The following is a 16057-nucleotide window of genomic DNA, read 5'->3' as shown; positions in this document are numbered from 1 at the left end:
GAACACATGCCGCTAACCAAGCTGGAAATCGACCGGATCACTCCGGGCGAAAAACAAGTAAAAGTCACAGATGGCCAGGGCCTTTACTTGCTGGTCATGCCCAATGCCGCAAAATACTGGCGCCTGAAATACCGTTTTGCAGGCAAGGAAAAGGTTCTTGCCCTGGGTGTCTATCCAGAAGTGTCGCTCAAGGAAGCGCGGCTGAAACGAGACGAAGCCCGCCGCCTGCTGGCTCAGGGAGAAGACCCTGGCGAACAAAAAAAGAAGAACGCACGCAAGCAACTGATTGAAGCCTCCTCCACCTTCCAAGCCGTCGCCCAGGAATGGTGGAACAAAATGTCTGCCGAATGGGCACCCACACATGCATCCGGGGTCTGGCGCTCACTGGAAATCCACCTCTTCCCCAAGCTTGGCGACCGACCAATCCGTGACATCGGCGCAATGGACTTGTTGCTTGCCCTACAGTCTGTTGAGAAACAGGGGCTTCACGACACAGCAAATCGGCTTCGTGAACGCTGCAACGCTATCTGGCGCAGAGCGGTCAAAACAGGCCGTGCGGCTACCAACCCCGCCGCAGATCTGGTAGGTGAGTTGATCACCCCCATCTCAAAACCTCAGCCATCCTTATCACGCGAACAGCTACCTGCCTTTTTGACTGCATTGGCTACAAGCGAGCACATCACGCTGCAAACCAAGTACCTGATCAAGCTCGTCATGATCTGCTTCACCCGGATTGGTGAAACGGTCCAGGCGAAATGGGATGACTTCGATCTGGATAAAGCCATTTGGACCATCCCGCCGGAGACCCGCAAGCTGAAGCGAGTGCTCAAAGCCGCCGCCGCCCCCCACATCGTCCCTCTTCCATCTCAAGCGGTGGACATCCTAAAGCAGTTGCACATGCACCGCGTAGAGGGAAACGATTTCATCTTTCCCAGTTTCTTCTATCGCGGCCGGCACATGAGCAAAGCCACACTGCTCAAGGCCTTCGAACGCATGGGATATAGTGGCAAAAATACGGAAAATGGGCATGTAGTCACCCACGGCTTCCGCGCGACCGCCTCCACCATTCTGAATGAAGCTGGCTACAACCCCGATGCCATCGAGCGGCAGCTGTCGCACAAGGAACCCAACCAAGTGCGAGCGGCCTACAACCGCGCTCAATACATGGAAGAGCGCCGGACCATGCTGCAAAGCTGGGCCGACTACCTCGACAAAGTCGAACAAGGGGGAGATACCACGCTGCTGGCTGCCATGCATGCATAACGCGCATGAAAGCGCATGAATGCCAGTACCCCCGCCAGCTGCCGCAAGCGCCGCGCCTGGGGCGTTTGCGGGGCATTTGTGCGGGTGCATGATTTCCCACACATGAAGCGCGGGGGCGAGGCGGGGCTTCGATGGCGCGCGCTGGGGGCTGGTAGACCTCCCTGCCCGGTTTGACAGGGGTCTGCATTAGATTTTTCGCATATAATTGACCCTTTGCCTGCACCACTCCATGAAACGAGTCATCCGCATCGGCGACCCGACCGACCACGGCGGGAACGTTACCAGCGCATCGTCTACCACGACTATGTTCGGCAAGGCCGTGGCCTTGGTCGGCGACTCCGTCAGTTGCCCCCGGCAAGGGCATACAAACTGCGTAATAGTGGAAGGCGATCCGTCATGGACCATCGGCGGCAAGGGGGTAGCGCTTGAGGGGCATACGGTTTCCTGTGGAGCGAAACTGATCTCGACGATGGGTGAGGTTGGCAGAAGCTACGAAGGCAGCGGCTCCGCCATCCTCGGCGGCGCTGCTGGAGCGGCTACTGGCGCAGTTGCTGCCGCCGCACTCACTGCCGCATTTGATGAACAGATCCGGTTCTTCACCGCTGACCGTAATATCCTGGCCGACACGCCCTATAAGCTCACGCTTGCCGACGGCTCTACAATCGAGGGTACGACGGACGCGGCGGGCAAAACCTCGCGGATCAAGACCGACGACGAACAAGCCATTACCTGCGTCGAATTTTATCCAGAAATGTACTACCCCTGCGCCTGCACCGCGGAGCATGCCTGCGAAGTGGGTGGCCGAGCGCCAGCGCCCGCGCTGAAGGTAGAGCTGAAAGGGGTGAAGACCAACAAAAGGGAAATAGGCTCGTCAGTAGTTAGCGAGACGCTCCCGCCACCTGATGTCAGACCGATGACTCCCGGCGAGATCGCCATGGCGCAGACCGTATTCAAGGACTCACTGGATTACGGCAAGGTGAAGATACACAAGGGTGGTCTGCTGGGCATTCCAGGGCGAACCGGAAACGCCATGACCCCCCGCGGTGAAATTCATTTTCCTCCGGATAGTTATCGTGAAGACTTTTCAACCGAAGGCGACGATGTGAAAGTCTGGTTCATCCACGAAATGGGCCACGTCTGGCAGTTTCAAATGGGTTATTCTGTGGCCTGGGCCGGAACCAAGTTAGGCGCGCGCGGCGGTTATAAAGACGACGGTGTTGCCGGCCAGCCCTCCCCGGCGTATCGCTACAATCTGAACGGTGAGGACAAAGGCAAAAAGCTGGCCGACTTCAATATGGAGCAGCAAGCCCAGCTGATCGCGCACTACTTCGGCGGTGCCGTTCTCAAATACGGCGATTACGTCGGGCGCGTTCCGCTTCTGCGCGAAGCACTCGCTGAATTTCTCGCCAACCCAGCCAACTCGGACTTGGTGCCGACCACGACCAAGGTGGAACCGAACCCATGATGTCTCTACCGTTGTTCAAGACTGCCATCGTCGGCGCATTGGCTGGAGCGCTTACTGCCAGTTCCCCTGCGCTAGCGGTTTCGAAGCTATACGACGCGACAGCCAGCGCCGTCCTGAAGAGCGGCAAGCCATGCTTCTATACCCTGGCCAAGATCAGCAACCCACCACCCGACTATATGAAGGGCATGGGCATGAGCTTCTCCGTGTTCAATGAAGCGACAGGATCGAAGGGCTATGCCTGGAGTACTTGGTTCGCGTCCTGGACCAGGCCGCTCCCGACCTCGCCCGCGTTGTGCGTGCCCTATGGCGTTGCTTCGCCGGATCAGAACAAGCAACCGGCAAAGCCTCTGCCGCGCGATACCCCACTTTCATTTGCGATGACGGGCGAACACGGCAAGCATGGCATGGGGTTTTGCGTTCGCAAAAACGGTTCTGGACGCGACTACCTTTCAACGGTGACTTGGCAAGATGGCATCGCGTCGTGCACTACAGAGCCATTGAGAAGTACTCCGTAGATATTGGAAAAGCCCCGCATCTGCGGGGCCCGTTCCATCTATCGGCGCCAGGATCAAGCGGCGGCCGCCAGCGCATAATCGCCGAACTGGATCACGTCCTCGCTCAGCCCCAGCGCATCGCGTGCCCAATCGTTTACCTCCTGCAGCCGCATCATCAGCGGCTTGATCTCGTTTTCGTAGAACACGCCGGCCGCCTTCGGCGCGTCGCCGAATCCGCCGACGTTGCCCGGCATCACGCCCAGCAGCTGGGGCCGCACCCGGTGCGCGGCCAGCACATCGTCGCGCATCACGCTCTTGATGTTGAAGAACTCGTCCTTCGCCGCCACTTCGGCCAGCGGGATCACCTGCACCCCATCTTTCTTGCCATTGGGCGTGTAGAGAAACAGGTTTTTGAAGTTGCCCGGCCCCTTGCTGTCCTTCAGCGCCTAGCGCATGGCGTCGATGTCCTTCTCGTTGTGGGCGGTGTCGGACAGATGCAAGATGAAGCCGGCATGCGAACCGTTCAGATAGTACTTGCGACGGAACAGCGTCGCCGACTCGTTGAGCCAGGCCGATTGCAACGCGGCCAGATATTCCGGCAAGCCGTACACCTCCTGATTGATATCGGCATCCATCAGATGCAGCACCTGGCCGGCCAGCAGCTGTTCCTGATCGAAGCCCGGCACCCACCAGAAACCCGCCAAATCCTTGGCCCGGCGCACATACTTGGCGCGCGCCGGCTTCAGCTCCATCACCCCGCCCAGCCTGTTGGTCACGGCCTGCAGGTAGGCGTTGCCGAAGACCAGATAATCCATCACCCAGGCGGAAAACGCCGACCGGCTCAGCAGCCGATGCGGTTTGAAGGTGCTGGCCAGCACATTGCGCTTTACCGCCAGCGCGCTGGCGTGGTGGACGTTGGCGCGCTGGCTGCGCGCCAGGCCATCCCAGCTGATCGGCGGTTCATACCAGCGCTCATTCCCCATGCACTGCAGATAGTCCATGATCTCGCGCCGATCCAGCATCGGCACCGGCTCGCCGAATGAAAACGCCAGCGGCGAGTCGCTGCCGCCGGTTCGGCGGGCGTGAGGGAATGGTTGCGGCTATGTCGCGATTTGCCCATATCAAAAAATCTCCATGACACTGGAATTGGTGGTTGACGCGCCCTCAAGCGGTTCGTTGAAGAGGGCATGCATCGTGGCCCACGCGAGATCCGCGTGGCTGGTTTCTTCGGAGCGTCCGGCTTGGTATGTCGCCTGCCGGCCGGACGGTGTAAGAACTTTCTTGATGGACATGAAGCTGGCGGCGATATCGGCATGGCCGGCGTCATACTCCAGCCGGCCATTGCCCAGCACATTCATCGCCTTCAGCACCATCTTGGTTTTCAGCTCGACGTTGTAATCGAACGCAACCGCATCCGGCCGGAAATTCTTCACCAGTTGATAGACGGCGGAGCCCAGGCCGGTCGCGTCAATACCGATGTACGCCACATGGAAGCGGTCGCAGGTGTCCTTGATGAACTTGGCCTGCGCCTCATAGTCGGCGCCCTGGAATTGGTGGCGCTCCAGAATGCGGAACTTGCCGCCCGGCACGGCCGGCGGCGCCAGCACCATCAGCGCCGACTTGTCGCCGCTCTTGGCCGGGTCATAGCCCAGCCATACCGGGCGGTGGCCAAACGGCCGCAAGGTGAAGGGCTTCCAATCGCTGCCCCATTCTTCAAGGCTGTCCACCATCGCCCGTTGCATCAGGTTGAAGCTGAACACCGACGCCCCATCGTCGATGAACTGGCACAGGTAGAGCTGGGCGAAAACGTCCGGCGTGTTCTTACGGCGCAAGTACTCGATGTTGAACAGATTGCAGCCGCTGGCCTGGGCATCCTCGATTGTCACGATCTGGCGCCACAGGCCATCACCGCCGCGCGAGCCGCCGCGCAAAGCGCCGTGGCTGACGTCGATCTGCACCTGTTCGGCCGTAGGCCTGCCCTGGTTGAATTCGTCCCCCGTCCACCACTTGTACGCCTCGTGGGTCATGGTCGATGGGGTGGAAAAATAGGTGCTGCGGTATCGCTCCTGTGATGCGATGGCGCCCGCCAGGTCGCGCAGCTGGCGATAGCGAGGAATCCAGAAGAATTCGTCCAGATACAGGTTGCCGTGATAGCCCTGGGCAGTGCGCGAGTTGGTCCTCAGGAATGCCAGTTCCGCGCCGTTGGGCAAGATGATCGTCTCGCCCTTCAGATCCACGTCCGCCACCTGGGCGGCGAACTTCACGATGTAGTTGCGGAAAATCAGCGCCTGGCTTTTCGAGGCTGACAGGAATATCTGATTGCGGCCGGTGTCGATGGCGTCGATCAACGCCTCATGGGCGAAATAGTAGGTCGCGCCGATCTGGCGCGACTTCAGAATCACGCGGTCCCGTTCCGCCAGGCCGGCGCGATGCCAATGCTTCTGATAGCCGAACATCCGCTCCAGAAATGCCGCCTTCAGCTGGGCGGCTTGCTCCTCGCTGATCGCGTTCTTGACTGGCTGGCGCTTCGGCGCCGCGTTGCGGTTCGCCACCTTCGGATTGAGATCCGACTCATTGCCGCCATTGCGATAGCGCCGCATCCGTTCGGCGCGTTCCGCGGCGCGCATCAGGGCGTCCAGCTCTTTGTATTCGCTGTTGCCCTTCTGCTCCATGTGGATCAGCTGGGTGATGCGGGTTTCCAGCGCGCAGTCGATGCGCTCCGGCGCGCTCGCGTCATCCCATTTGTCGCGGCGCTTCCAGCTGTGCACCGTGGCGGGCTTCTCGCGTAGGTGTTCGGCAATGCGCGAAACGCGCCAGCCCTGCCAGTACAGCGCGCGCGCCAGCCGGCGCGGGTCCGCATTGGGGTCGGAGGTGGGGAGTTTGGTATCCATGCCGGCAGTCTGCCGCCTTGTTCGGCGCACTTCTTCGCCTGCCGGTTGTGCCCAATCGCCACACAACAGCCACCGCTCGACCCCGTCCCGCCTGGCCGGGAATATGGGCGCATCGCCACGACAGACACCCGACCGAGGACCAACCATGGCAGGCAAAAAAGCCAAGAAATTCCGCGTCGCCACCGAAGGTGCCACCACCGACGGCCGCAATATCGAACGCTCGTGGATCGAGCAGATGGCCAAAAACTACGACCCGAAGAAATACGGCGCGCGGGTCAATATGGAGCACATCAAGGGGTATACGCCGGACAGCCCATTCAAGCGCTATGGCGATGTGTTGGAGGTGAGCGCGGAAAAAGTGGAAGACGACAAGCTGGCGCTGTTCGTTGTTATCGATCCGACTGACGATCTGGTCAAAATGACCAACGATGATCGCCAAAAAGTTTACTCATCCATCGAGATCAACCCGAAGTTTGCCGACACCGGCGAGGCCTATCTGGTCGGCCTTGCTGTTACAGACGATCCCGCCAGCCTGGGCTGCGACATGCTGCAATTCAGCGCAACAGCCAAGAGCAACCCGCTGGCAAAGCGGAAGTTTGACCCGGACAACCTATTTTCCGAAGCCATCGAATTCACCCTGGAGCTGGAAGAAAACAGCGCCGGCGCGCTGGCCGGCTTCAGCGACAAGATCAAGGGCATGCTGGGCAAGTTTTCCAGCCGTCAGGGCGCCGACACCGCCGAGCTATCCGCCGCGGTGCAAACTATCGCCGAGAGCCAGGCCGGCGTGCTGGAGCAATTCAGCGGCCTGCCAACCGCGGCCGAGTTCAAAAAGCTGGGCGAGCAGTACAACCAGCTCAAAACCGACCATGACGCCCTGGTCGCCAAGCTGAGCAACGAACCCGCCGGCCCGGCGCGCACGCCCGCCACTGGTGCCGCCGCTGAACACGTCACCGACTGCTGACCAGCCCTCACCCCTTACCGGAGCCATACCGCATGAAAACCGAAACCCGCAATGTGTTCACCCAGCTGCTGGAGCAGATCGCCAAGCTGAACGGCGTCAGCGCCGCCGCCGTCGAAAAATCCTTCAGCGTCCAGCCGTCCATCCAGTAGAAGCTGGAAACCCGCATTCAAGAGTCGAGCGAATTCCTGTCCCGCATCAACGTCACCGGCGTGGATGAACTGGAAGGCGAAAAGTTGGGCCTCGGCGTGTTCGGCACCATCGCCGGCCGCACCAAAGTGACGCCGACCAACCCGCGCCGCCCCCGCAACCTGGCGGACATGAACAGCCACAAGTACCGCTGCGAGTTCACCGAGTTTGACACCGCGCTCCCCTACAACCAGCTCGACGCCTGGGCCAAGTTCCCGGACTTCCAGACCAAGCTGCGCGACGTCATCGTCAAGCAGCAGGCGCTGGACCGCATGATGATCGGCTTCAACGGCGTCAGCGTCGCGGAGCAAACCGACCGCGTGAAAAATCCGCTGCCGCAGGACGTCAACAAGGGCTGGCTGCAGTACTACCGCGAGAAAGCGCCCGAGCGCGTGATGGCGGAAGTGAAGAAGGGGTCCGGCAAGGTCATGATCGGGGCAAAAGATAAGGGTGGCGACTATGCCAACCTCGACGCGCTGGTGATGGATGCCGTGGCCGGCCTGATCGATCCGACCCTGGCCGGCAACCCGGAACTGGTGGTCATCCTCGGCCGCGACCTGCTGCATGACAAGTACTTCCCCATCGTCAACCAAGACAACAAGCCCAGCGAGCAGATGGCGGCAGACATGGTCATCAGCCAGAAGCGAGTCGGCGGCTTGCCGGCCGTCACCGTGCCGTTCTTCCCGGCCGGCGCGATGCTGATCACCCCACTGTCGAACCTTTCCATCTACTACCAGAACGGCAGCCGCCGCCGCCATCTGCGCGAAGAGCCGGATTACAACCAAGCGGCCAACTACGAAAGCAATAACGAAGCCTATGTGGTGGAGCGCTACGAGGCCGGTTGCCTGGTGGAAAACATCGAGCCGGTGGCGGCATGAGCCACGCCCGCGCCCACTTCCAGCGGGCCAGCGCGGCCAAGGCTTCGGCCTTGGTCGGCGACGACAGCCCGGTCAACTGCTCCGCCTACGAACTGATGCTGGTCAAGCTGGCGGAGGATCGGCGCCAGCTCAAGCTGGTGCATTCGATGGAGCGCAAAGCGGAAGTCAAGCGCCAAGTGCTGCCGGATTACCTGCCATGGGTGGAAGGCGCGCTGCAGGCGGATAGCGGCCGGCCGGACGACGTCGTCACCACCATCATGATGTGGAGCATCGATGCCGGCTGCTATGACACCGCCCTGGACATCGCCGAGTACGTGCTCCGCCATAACCTGCCGCTGCCGGACAAGTTCACCCGCACGCCGGCGACAGCTGTGGCTGACCAGATCGCCATCGCCGCCAAGATCGCCAGGGACGGCAAGCAGCCATTTGACGCTCGCATCCTCGTCTACACCCATGAGCTGACCAAGGGGCATGACATCCCGGATGCCGCGCGCGCCAAGCTGCTCAAGGAAATCGGCCTGGCACTCGCCGACAGCGACCCGGCCGCCGCGCTGGAACATCTGCGCCGCGCCCAGCAGCTGTACGACAGCGTCGGCGTGAAAAAGGACATTGAGCGCATCGAACGCGCCATCAAGAACAGCGCCCCGCCGCCCTCTGGCGGCCAGGCGTAACCGAGCGACCCCGCGCGACTGACGGCAAGGGGGTGGACGCCAGGCAATCGCCAACGGCCGCCCCCCCCTCCACCGTCACCAAGGACACCGCCATGATCATCAACACCAACGCATCCACCACCAGCGCGCCGGCGCTGGACGATGGCCAAGTCATCGAGACTGCCCGCTTCTGGCCCGACGTCGAGCCCGGCCACTTCCGCGCCGCCATGCGTTACGACGGCACCGTCACCGCCGCCCGTCTGCGCGGCGCGCTGATCGAAGCCATCGCCGCGGTCAATGGCGAGCTGTCCGGCTGGCGCGTGGTCAAGATCGCCGGCGGCGCGCTGGCGCTGGCCGACCTCGACGCCGAGCAGATCGATGGCGAGTCGGTGCTGGTGCAGCGCTGGCGGCGCGCGGTCTACGCCGCCGCCGCGGCGGATCTGGCCGAGCGTTACCGCTCGTTCGATACCGCCGGCACCGGCCGCCAGCGCGCCGAGGATCTGGACGACACCGCCGACCAGCTGCGCGCGGATGCCCGCGCCGCCATACGCGCCATCCTGGGCGTCGGCCGCTCAACGGTGGAGCTGATCTGATGCGCGCCATCCGCTCGCTGCAAGGGGATTCCGTCGATGCCATCGCCCATCGCGTCTACGGCCAAACCCGCGGCGTGGTGGAAATGCTGTTGCAGAGCAATCCGGGGCTGGCCGCGAAAGGGCCAATCCTGCCGGCGGGAACCGTGGTCCAGCTGCCGGACCTGCCGGCCGACCCCGCCCCCACGAAAACCCTCATCAACCTATGGGACTAACACCATGGCAGAACCTGTAAGCAGCACCGCCACCAGCGCCACGCTGGCCACCGTCGCCGGCCTGGCGCTGGCGCCGGGCATCGACGCCGCCGTCGTGCTGGGCGCGTTCGCCGGCGCGGCAGTGTTCGTGCTCAGTTCGGACAGCTTGAGCCTGGCCAAGAAGGCCGGTTTTTTTCTGGTTTCGTTCATCGCGGGCTGCCTCGCGGCCGTCAGCGTCGCCGGCGCGGTGGCGCATTGGCTGGCCGTGGCAATCAGCCCCGGCGTCTGCTCCATGCTCGCCGCCGCCCTCGCCGTCAAATTGCTGCAGTGGCTGATTAAAAGCGCGGACGATCCGGCCGCGGCCCTGCGCAGCTTGAAGGGGGGCGGCAAATGATCGCTCTCGCTCATGCCGCCGTCGCTGCCTTCCTCGCCCTGGTGCTGCTGGCCTTCCAGCGTGGCGACAGCCAGCACCGCCCCTGGGCCAGCCTGCTGGCCTACCTGCTCATCGCCGCCGCCGGCGCGGTGGCGGTGTTGCGCTTGTTCGGCCGGCCGGAGCTGGCCGACCTGCCGCAACTGTTCATCAACCTGACGCTGGTGCTGGCGCTGATCGCCCAACGCGGCAAGGTGGTGGAGCTGTACCGCAACGCCGGCCCTCGCCAGTCGCTGCTCGCCATCCTGCTGAGGAAAGAAAAATGGCTCTGAAAAAAGGCGCGCACGGCCTTGACGTGCAAACGCTGCAAAGCCGGCTCAACGCCGCCGGCGCCAAGCTCGCCGCCGATGGCTGGTATGGCGACGCCACCGAGGCCGCCGTCGCCGCATTCCAGCGCCGCGCCGGCCTGGTGGTGGACGGCATCGCCGGCCCCAAAACCCTGGCCGCGCTGGATGGCCAACCTGGCCCGCGCCGGCTGGGCGACGCCGACTTGCAGGCCGCCGCCGACCGCCTGGGCGTCGGCCTGTCCGTGGTCAAGGCCATCAACGCTGTCGAGTCGCGCGGGTCTGGATTCCTGCCGGATGGCCGCCCCGTCATCCTGCTGGAGCGTCATGTCGCCTATCAGCGCGCCGGCGAGCGGGCCGAGGCGCTGGCCGCACAGTACCCGGCCATCTGCAACAAGACGCGCGGCGGCTACGCCGGCGGCGCGGCCGAGTGGGCGCGCTTCGATAGCCTGCGCAGCGTCGCCGGCCAGGATGTGGCCGTCGAGTCCTGCAGCTGGGACGCGTTCCAGATCATGGGCTACCACTGGCAGCGCCTGGGCTATGCCAGCGCCGCCGACTGGCGCCAGGCGATGGAGTCCGGCGAGCCCGCCCAGCTCGACGCCTTCGTCCGCTTCGTGCTGGCTGAGCCGGCATTGCTGAAGGCACTGCAATCCAAAAAGTGGACCGATGTCGCCCGCCTGTACAACGGCCCGGCCTACCGCGAAAACCTCTACGACGCCAAGCTGCAGGCCGCCTACGAGCGGGCGGAAAGGCTCGCCGCATGATCGCCGACGCCCTGCTTCCCTTCGTCCGCCGCGTGCTGGCCGTCATCCTGATCGCCGCCGCGCTGCTGGCCGGCTTCGCCATCTGGCAGCAGCACGGCCAATTGCAGCGCCAGGCCGCGGAACTCGACGCCACCCAGCACGACAACGCCGTGCTGGCCGAGCGCAACCGCGCCCAGGGCGAGCAGCTGGCCGCCCAGGATATCGACATCAAGCTGCAGGCCGCCGCCAGCCGTGAGCTGGCCGGCCAGCTGTCCACCCTGTCCCGTCAACACGCCGCCGCCGCGGCGAAACTGGAGGCCGCCATCCATGCCACGCCTGCCGCTATCGCCTGGGGTAGCGCTGCTATTCCTGGCCCTGTTGCCCGCCTGCTCGACACCACCGGCCGCGCCGCCGACGCCGCGCCCGCTGCTGACCACGCGCTGCCCGGCAGTGACGGCCTGCGCGCTGCCGGCGCTGGCGCCGACAACCAACGCCCAGCTGGCGGACAGCTGGCAGCAGCACCGGGCGGCGCTTGAGTTTTGCGCCGCGCAGATCAACAGCATCATTCAATGCCAACTACGCCATGACTGATTTTTACGACCGCGCCCAGGCGCTGGAGCAGCGCCAGCGCGATGAAGCCCTCGCCCGTCAATTTGACCGCCTCGCCGCCGGCGCCAGCCTGAGCCACTGCGAGGACTGCGCCGAACCGATCCCGGAAGCGCGCCAGCGCATCGTTGCCGGCTGCACCCGCTGCGTGCAGTGCCAGGAAGATTTCGAGCATGATCAAGCCCGCTAGCCTGCGCGCGGCGCTAGAGGCCGCGCTCCCGGAGCTGCGCGACAACCCCGACCGGCTGCAGATGCTGGTCGAGGATGGCGGCATCGCCACCGCGCCGGGCCGCCTGTCCTTCGGCTACCGCTACACCCTGAAGGCGCTGATTCTCGACTACGCCGGCCATCTGGATCAGCTCGTCATCCCGCTGCGCGCCTGGATCGAGGAGAACGAACCGCCGCTGATCCAGAATGCCGAGCTGCGCGAAAAGGGATTTCGGTTCGAGGTGGATTGGGTCAAGGTCGATGCGGTGGATCTGCAAATCACCCTGCAGCTGTCCGAGTCCGTGCGCGTCGAGCGCCTGCCGGACGGCGACATCCGCGCCACCCACCTGGGCGAGCCGCTGGCGGAGTGGGAAGGCGCCGGCGTCACCGACTGGACAATCATCGTGGAAGAGGTGCGCGAGTGAGCATTGCCAAGCTGGACGCCGAGCTGGGCGCGCTGCTGCAGAAAATGGAACCGGCCGCCCGCCGCGGCCTTGCCCGCGAAATCGCCTGCCAGCTGCGGGCAAGCCAGCAAAAACGCATCGCCGCCCAGCAGAACCCGGACGGCAGCGCATTCGCGCCGCGCAAGCCCCAGCTGCGCGAGAAAAAGGGCGCGCTGCGCCGCCAGATGTTCGCCAAGCTGCGCACGGCCAAGTGGCTGAAGGTGGAGGCCACTGCCGCCGGCGCGGCAGTCTCATTCGTCGCCCAAGTCGAGCGCATCGCTCGCGTCCATCATTACGGCCTGCGCGACCGTTTCAGTCCGCGCATTGCGCGCGACGTGGAATACCCGGCGCGGGAGCTGCTGGGGCTTAATATTACGGACACTTTAAATATGCGAAATTTACTTCTCTCAAACCTTGCGAATTATTAATTATGCAAAGCAATTATTCCATTCCAAGCAAAGCGAAAATTTTGCAGTCCTAAATTAATAAAATCATTAAAATTACAATAAAAAAATGCTGCCACTAAAACTCAATGGCAGCAAATATAATATTATCTAGCATGGTGAAAAATCAGAACGCCTCACCAAATTACCATTACCCACATATCAACCCGTTCTTCAGACAATTCTAAGATCCAAAAATACCGTCAAAGTAATTCTCAGAATCTGAGATATTGGCCTTTTGGAACTTAGCTATAAAATCTCGCACCTGTTTGCGAAAATCTTCCGATGATTTCCAGTTCTCAATCATGAAGGCACCAGACATCACATCCAGGTCAAACTTAAACTTGAACTGGTCAAATGAAGCGCATGCAGTTGAAAGCTTCAGGGTTTCCTGAGTGAATTGAGTGAAATAACTCTTAAACTTCGGCACGTAGATCCAGCGACCGTCAGATGCTTGGAAAATCTCATGCACAATTGAGACACTGGCATAAAGGTATTTATTTGTGCTGGTTGAAACCTGTGATCGGATGGTCTCCCCTTGGCCTGCTAGAAACTTCCTAAAATCTGCGAGTGCAGCACCTTCGTTAACAGTAACGTCCATCAGAATATTTAAGAACTTAGTAGCGACATCAACACCACGAATGGTCTGATCGTAGTGCTTAGACGTTTGAGAAAATGCGCCGCAGAATGCCTTGGTCATTGCCTCCATTGGACCACGCCATACTGCGGGATCGTGTTTTTTCGCATCATCGGAACCAGCTTTTTTCAATATTGCTGAGACTACAACATTGGTCAGACCTTCCATAACTGGCGCGACCTCCTCATACAACTTTTGCATTTCCTTCGGAGGAGGGTTTGACGAAGCCACCATATACGTCACCAACCCATCCTTATCTTGAATGTTTGGATTTAACTCTTCCTCCTTCAGCAAGTGAAGCTGAAACTGTTCAAAATATTGGTGAGCACTCTTGACGTATGGAGTCGGATCATCAACCAAGAACAGTGCAGATAACTCATTCGTACCCATCTTCATCTCCTTAAACTGTAAATTAACCAATAAAAACCACCCCAAAAAATGCCAAACCGCCCGGCAATCAACTATATAAACTCCAAAACAAAATGCAAAATAATCAATTAAGAATCTGACACTATTGCCAGGCACCAACCATGAATGGCTGTATTGAATTCTTGAAGGGTGTGTAGAGTTTCTTGCTAGCTACTTTTATTATGTTGTACCACCTTTTCACACAACACCTAACGCGCGACACCCAGCGCCGGCCTGTGCAAACTGGCCGGCATGGAAAACTTCGCAGACCTCGCCCGCCGCATTGAATCGTTGATCCGCCTCGGCACCATCGCCGAGGTGGACCACGCCGCCCGCCGCGTGCGCGTGAAATCCGGCGGCCTGACCAGCAACTGGTTGCCCTGGTGCGCGCGCCGCGCCGGACAAACCCGCGATTGGGAGCCGCCCACCGTCAACGAGCAGGTGGTATTGCTCTGCCCCAGCGGCGACCCGGCCGGGGGCGTCGCGCTGCTGGCGCTGTATTCCGACCAGTGCGACGCGCCCAGCAGCAGCCCGGACGAGCATTTGCGCGTCTACCCGGACGGCGCCCGCATCCTCTACAACCACGTCACCGGCGCGCTGTCGGTCAGCGGCATCAAAACCGCCACCGTCCAAGCCGCCGAGCGCGTCACTCTGGACGTGCCTGAAACCCTGATCACTGGCAACGTCACCGTCCACGGCCGGCTGACGGTGCGGGGCGATGTGTTGGCAAAAGCCAAAGCCACTATTTCCGGCCTGTTCAGCTACCTCGCCGGCATGTCTGGCCAGGGCGGCGCCGGCGGCGCGTCCACCACCATCGCCGGCGACATCAATCACACCGCCGGCACCCTGTCGTCAAACGGCGTCAGTCTGCATGGCCACCGCCACCCGGACAGCCACGGCGGCGACACTGGAACCCCGAAATGAGCGACTACCTCGGCCTCAACCCGCACACCGGCCGCGCCATCGGCGACGGCGACCACATCCGCCAGTGCATCGGCCGCATCCTGACCACGCCGCTAGGTTCGCGCGTCGAGCGCCGACGCGTGGGCTCGCTGCTGCCGGAGCTGATCGACCAGCCGCTAAACGGCAAAACCCGCATGCAAGCCATGGCCGCCAGCGTCATGGCGCTGGCCGAGCAAGAGCCGCGCATCGAGCTGACCCGCGTCATGCTGGAAGTGGGCGCCGGCGAGCAAGCCGGCGCGCTGGCGATATCGGTGCACGGCCGGCGGCGCGGCAGCGGCCAGCCGCTGGAACACGTCATCGCGCTGAGGGGCTGACATGAGCGCTATCAATCTGTCCGCCCTGCCGCCGCCGGATGTTGTCGAGACACTGGATTTTGAAGCCGTCCTGGCCGACATCTGTGCCACCCTGCTGCGCATCGCGCCGGCCGACATGCGCGCCGGTATCGCCGCCGCGCTGAAAAGCGAGCTGGAGCCTATCCAGATGCTGGCCCAGGTCGCCGCCTATCGCGAATTGCTGCTGCGCCAGCGGGTCAACGAAGCCGCCCGCGCCACGATGCTGGCGTATGCCGAGAAAACCGATCTGGATAATCGGGCCGCCGATTACGGCGTCACCCGCCTGTTGGTCCGCCCGGCCGATCCAAACGCCATCCCGCCCGTGGAAGCGGAATATGAAAAAGACGAGCGGCTGCGCTACCGCTGCCAGATGGCGATGGAAGGGCTGGCCGCTGCCGGCCCGCGCGGCGCGTACCGGTTCCATGCATTGAGCGCGTCCGCCGATGTGGCGGATGTCGCTATCGAGACCCCGGCCGGCGGGCGGGTCCGGGTGTGGGTGCTGGCGCAAGCGGGCCGCGCCGGCCAGCCGCTGCTGGACACCGTCGCCGCGGCACTCAATGCCGAAACCATTCGCCCGCTGTGCGACACCGTGGAGGTGGCGGCCGCGACCCCGCTGGCGTTCTCCATTCAGGCATCCATCGTCTATCAGCCGGGCGGCGAGGCTGTCAGCGGCGGACTGGAGGGCGCGCGCGCCAGGCTGACCAAGATGTTGGCCGATCGCCGCGCCATAGGCGGCAGCGTGCCGCGCTCCGCCATAGACGCCGCGCTGCATGTGTCGGGCGTTGACCGCGTCGCCATTATCTCGCCGGCGTCGGACGTGTTGTGCGCGCCAGGGCAATACCCGGACTGCACCGCGGCGGAGGTGTTCGCATCATGAGTCGCCACTTGTTGCCGCCCAACGTCACGCCGCTGGAGCAGGCGCTGGCCGACGTCATGGCGCCGACGGTGGACCCGTCTGTCATCGCCACGATTGCCGACAGCGCGCGCTG

23 protein-coding genes are annotated in these 16057 nt (G+C 62.4%); 18 read left to right on the top strand and 5 right to left on the bottom strand.

Annotation, left to right across the window (positions count from 1 at the left end; translation table 11 throughout):
- Nucleotides 1-6: 6 nt before the first annotated feature.
- The 3 genes from ACY3GB_RS00905 to ACY3GB_RS00895 all read left to right on the top strand — a co-directional run bounded on the left by ACY3GB_RS00905 (nt 7) and on the right by ACY3GB_RS00895 (nt 3243).
- On the top strand, nt 7-1263 hold the full coding sequence (locus ACY3GB_RS00905; protein ID WP_463087038.1) for a tyrosine-type recombinase/integrase: 1257 nt from the start codon (nt 7-9) through the stop codon (nt 1261-1263).
- 229 nt (nt 1264-1492) lie between these two features.
- On the top strand, nt 1493-2728 hold the full coding sequence (locus tag ACY3GB_RS00900) for a PAAR domain-containing protein (RefSeq protein ID WP_463087037.1): 1236 nt from the start codon (nt 1493-1495) through the stop codon (nt 2726-2728).
- Complete coding sequence (locus ACY3GB_RS00895) at nt 2725-3243, top strand: hypothetical protein (RefSeq protein ID WP_463087036.1); 519 nt, start codon at nt 2725-2727, stop codon at nt 3241-3243. Before ACY3GB_RS00900 ends, ACY3GB_RS00895 begins: the two co-directional genes overlap by 4 nt.
- Before the next feature lie 53 nt (nt 3244-3296).
- Here the strand turns inward: ACY3GB_RS00895 and ACY3GB_RS00890 are convergent, their stop codons facing one another.
- The 3 genes from ACY3GB_RS00890 to ACY3GB_RS00880 form a co-directional block, all read right to left on the bottom strand.
- Nucleotides 3297-3593, bottom strand: coding sequence for a hypothetical protein (locus ACY3GB_RS00890; protein WP_463087035.1), 297 nt, complete (start codon nt 3591-3593; stop codon nt 3297-3299).
- A 75-nt stretch (nt 3594-3668) separates the two neighbouring features.
- The gene (locus ACY3GB_RS00885) at nt 3669-4250 is read right to left on the bottom strand and encodes a phage portal protein (RefSeq protein WP_463087034.1); all 582 of its coding nucleotides are present in this window, start codon (nt 4248-4250) and stop codon (nt 3669-3671) included.
- 93 nt (nt 4251-4343) lie between these two features.
- Nucleotides 4344-6323: a terminase large subunit domain-containing protein gene (locus ACY3GB_RS00880; RefSeq protein ID WP_463087033.1), complete on the bottom strand. Its 1980-nt coding sequence runs from the start codon at nt 6321-6323 to the stop codon at nt 4344-4346.
- Here ACY3GB_RS00880 and ACY3GB_RS00875 point away from each other — a divergent pair.
- From ACY3GB_RS00875 to ACY3GB_RS00840, 8 genes are all read left to right on the top strand, one after another.
- The gene (locus ACY3GB_RS00875; protein ID WP_463087032.1) at nt 6259-7074 is read left to right on the top strand and encodes a GPO family capsid scaffolding protein; all 816 of its coding nucleotides are present in this window, start codon (nt 6259-6261) and stop codon (nt 7072-7074) included. The genes ACY3GB_RS00880 and ACY3GB_RS00875 overlap by 65 nt on opposite strands.
- Nucleotides 7075-7226: 152 nt before the next feature.
- Nucleotides 7227-8138: a phage major capsid protein, P2 family gene (locus ACY3GB_RS00870; RefSeq protein WP_463090907.1), complete on the top strand. Its 912-nt coding sequence runs from the start codon at nt 7227-7229 to the stop codon at nt 8136-8138.
- On the top strand, nt 8135-8809 hold the full coding sequence (gene gpM / locus ACY3GB_RS00865) for a phage terminase small subunit (RefSeq protein ID WP_463087031.1): 675 nt from the start codon (nt 8135-8137) through the stop codon (nt 8807-8809). Before ACY3GB_RS00870 ends, gpM begins: the two co-directional genes overlap by 4 nt.
- A 92-nt stretch (nt 8810-8901) precedes the next feature.
- Entirely contained in the window at nt 8902-9381 is a 480-nt protein-coding gene (locus ACY3GB_RS00860) for a head completion/stabilization protein (RefSeq protein WP_463087030.1), read from the top strand.
- Nucleotides 9381-9593: a tail protein X gene (locus ACY3GB_RS00855; RefSeq protein ID WP_463087029.1), complete on the top strand. Its 213-nt coding sequence runs from the start codon at nt 9381-9383 to the stop codon at nt 9591-9593. The genes ACY3GB_RS00860 and ACY3GB_RS00855 overlap by 1 nt, the downstream gene beginning before the upstream one ends.
- 4 nt (nt 9594-9597) lie before the next feature.
- Nucleotides 9598-9966: a putative holin gene (locus ACY3GB_RS00850; RefSeq protein WP_463087028.1), complete on the top strand. Its 369-nt coding sequence runs from the start codon at nt 9598-9600 to the stop codon at nt 9964-9966.
- Complete coding sequence (locus tag ACY3GB_RS00845; RefSeq protein WP_463087027.1) at nt 9963-10274, top strand: phage holin family protein; 312 nt, start codon at nt 9963-9965, stop codon at nt 10272-10274. The genes ACY3GB_RS00850 and ACY3GB_RS00845 overlap by 4 nt, the downstream gene beginning before the upstream one ends.
- Nucleotides 10265-11050, top strand: a complete 786-nt coding sequence (locus tag ACY3GB_RS00840) for an N-acetylmuramidase domain-containing protein (RefSeq protein WP_463087026.1) — start codon at nt 10265-10267, stop codon at nt 11048-11050. Before ACY3GB_RS00845 ends, ACY3GB_RS00840 begins: the two co-directional genes overlap by 10 nt.
- On the opposite strand, the gene ACY3GB_RS00835 is transcribed toward ACY3GB_RS00840, so the two are convergent.
- Nucleotides 11020-11358: a hypothetical protein gene (locus ACY3GB_RS00835; protein WP_463087025.1), complete on the bottom strand. Its 339-nt coding sequence runs from the start codon at nt 11356-11358 to the stop codon at nt 11020-11022. The genes ACY3GB_RS00840 and ACY3GB_RS00835 overlap by 31 nt on opposite strands.
- On the opposite strand from ACY3GB_RS00835, the gene lysC reads away from it, so the two are divergent.
- The 4 genes from lysC to ACY3GB_RS00815 are packed head-to-tail and all read left to right on the top strand — an operon-like array spanning nt 11357 to nt 12713.
- Nucleotides 11357-11620: an Rz1-like lysis system protein LysC gene (lysC, locus tag ACY3GB_RS00830; protein ID WP_463087024.1), complete on the top strand. Its 264-nt coding sequence runs from the start codon at nt 11357-11359 to the stop codon at nt 11618-11620. The genes ACY3GB_RS00835 and lysC overlap by 2 nt on opposite strands.
- Nucleotides 11613-11825: a TraR/DksA family transcriptional regulator gene (locus ACY3GB_RS00825; protein ID WP_168227191.1), complete on the top strand. Its 213-nt coding sequence runs from the start codon at nt 11613-11615 to the stop codon at nt 11823-11825. Before lysC ends, ACY3GB_RS00825 begins: the two co-directional genes overlap by 8 nt.
- On the top strand, nt 11809-12267 hold the full coding sequence (locus ACY3GB_RS00820) for a phage tail protein (RefSeq protein WP_463087023.1): 459 nt from the start codon (nt 11809-11811) through the stop codon (nt 12265-12267). Before ACY3GB_RS00825 ends, ACY3GB_RS00820 begins: the two co-directional genes overlap by 17 nt.
- Nucleotides 12210-12713 carry a phage virion morphogenesis protein gene (locus ACY3GB_RS00815; RefSeq protein WP_463087022.1) on the top strand — a complete coding sequence of 168 codons (504 nt, stop codon included), beginning with the start codon at nt 12210-12212 and terminating at the stop codon, nt 12711-12713. The genes ACY3GB_RS00820 and ACY3GB_RS00815 overlap by 58 nt, the downstream gene beginning before the upstream one ends.
- A 199-nt stretch (nt 12714-12912) precedes the next feature.
- On the opposite strand, the gene ACY3GB_RS00810 is transcribed toward ACY3GB_RS00815, so the two are convergent.
- Nucleotides 12913-13755 (bottom strand): hypothetical protein, encoded by an 843-nt coding sequence (locus tag ACY3GB_RS00810; protein ID WP_463087021.1) that lies wholly within the window; start codon nt 13753-13755, stop codon nt 12913-12915.
- A gap of 270 nt (nt 13756-14025) precedes the next feature.
- Between ACY3GB_RS00810 and ACY3GB_RS00805 the strand changes: the two genes are divergently transcribed.
- Genes ACY3GB_RS00805 through ACY3GB_RS00795 form a run of 3 tightly spaced genes read left to right on the top strand, consistent with a single transcriptional unit; the run spans nt 14026 to nt 15945 of the window.
- Entirely contained in the window at nt 14026-14697 is a 672-nt protein-coding gene (locus ACY3GB_RS00805; RefSeq protein ID WP_463087020.1) for a phage baseplate assembly protein V, read from the top strand.
- Entirely contained in the window at nt 14694-15050 is a 357-nt protein-coding gene (locus ACY3GB_RS00800; protein ID WP_463087019.1) for a GPW/gp25 family protein, read from the top strand. The genes ACY3GB_RS00805 and ACY3GB_RS00800 overlap by 4 nt, the downstream gene beginning before the upstream one ends.
- Nucleotide 15051: 1 nt before the next feature.
- Complete coding sequence (locus ACY3GB_RS00795; protein WP_463087018.1) at nt 15052-15945, top strand: baseplate assembly protein; 894 nt, start codon at nt 15052-15054, stop codon at nt 15943-15945.
- Nucleotides 15946-16057 lie beyond the last annotated feature (112 nt).

This window comes from Chromobacterium sp. Ag138, assembly GCF_055181315.1.
This window is presented reverse-complemented; position numbering and strand designations above follow the sequence as displayed.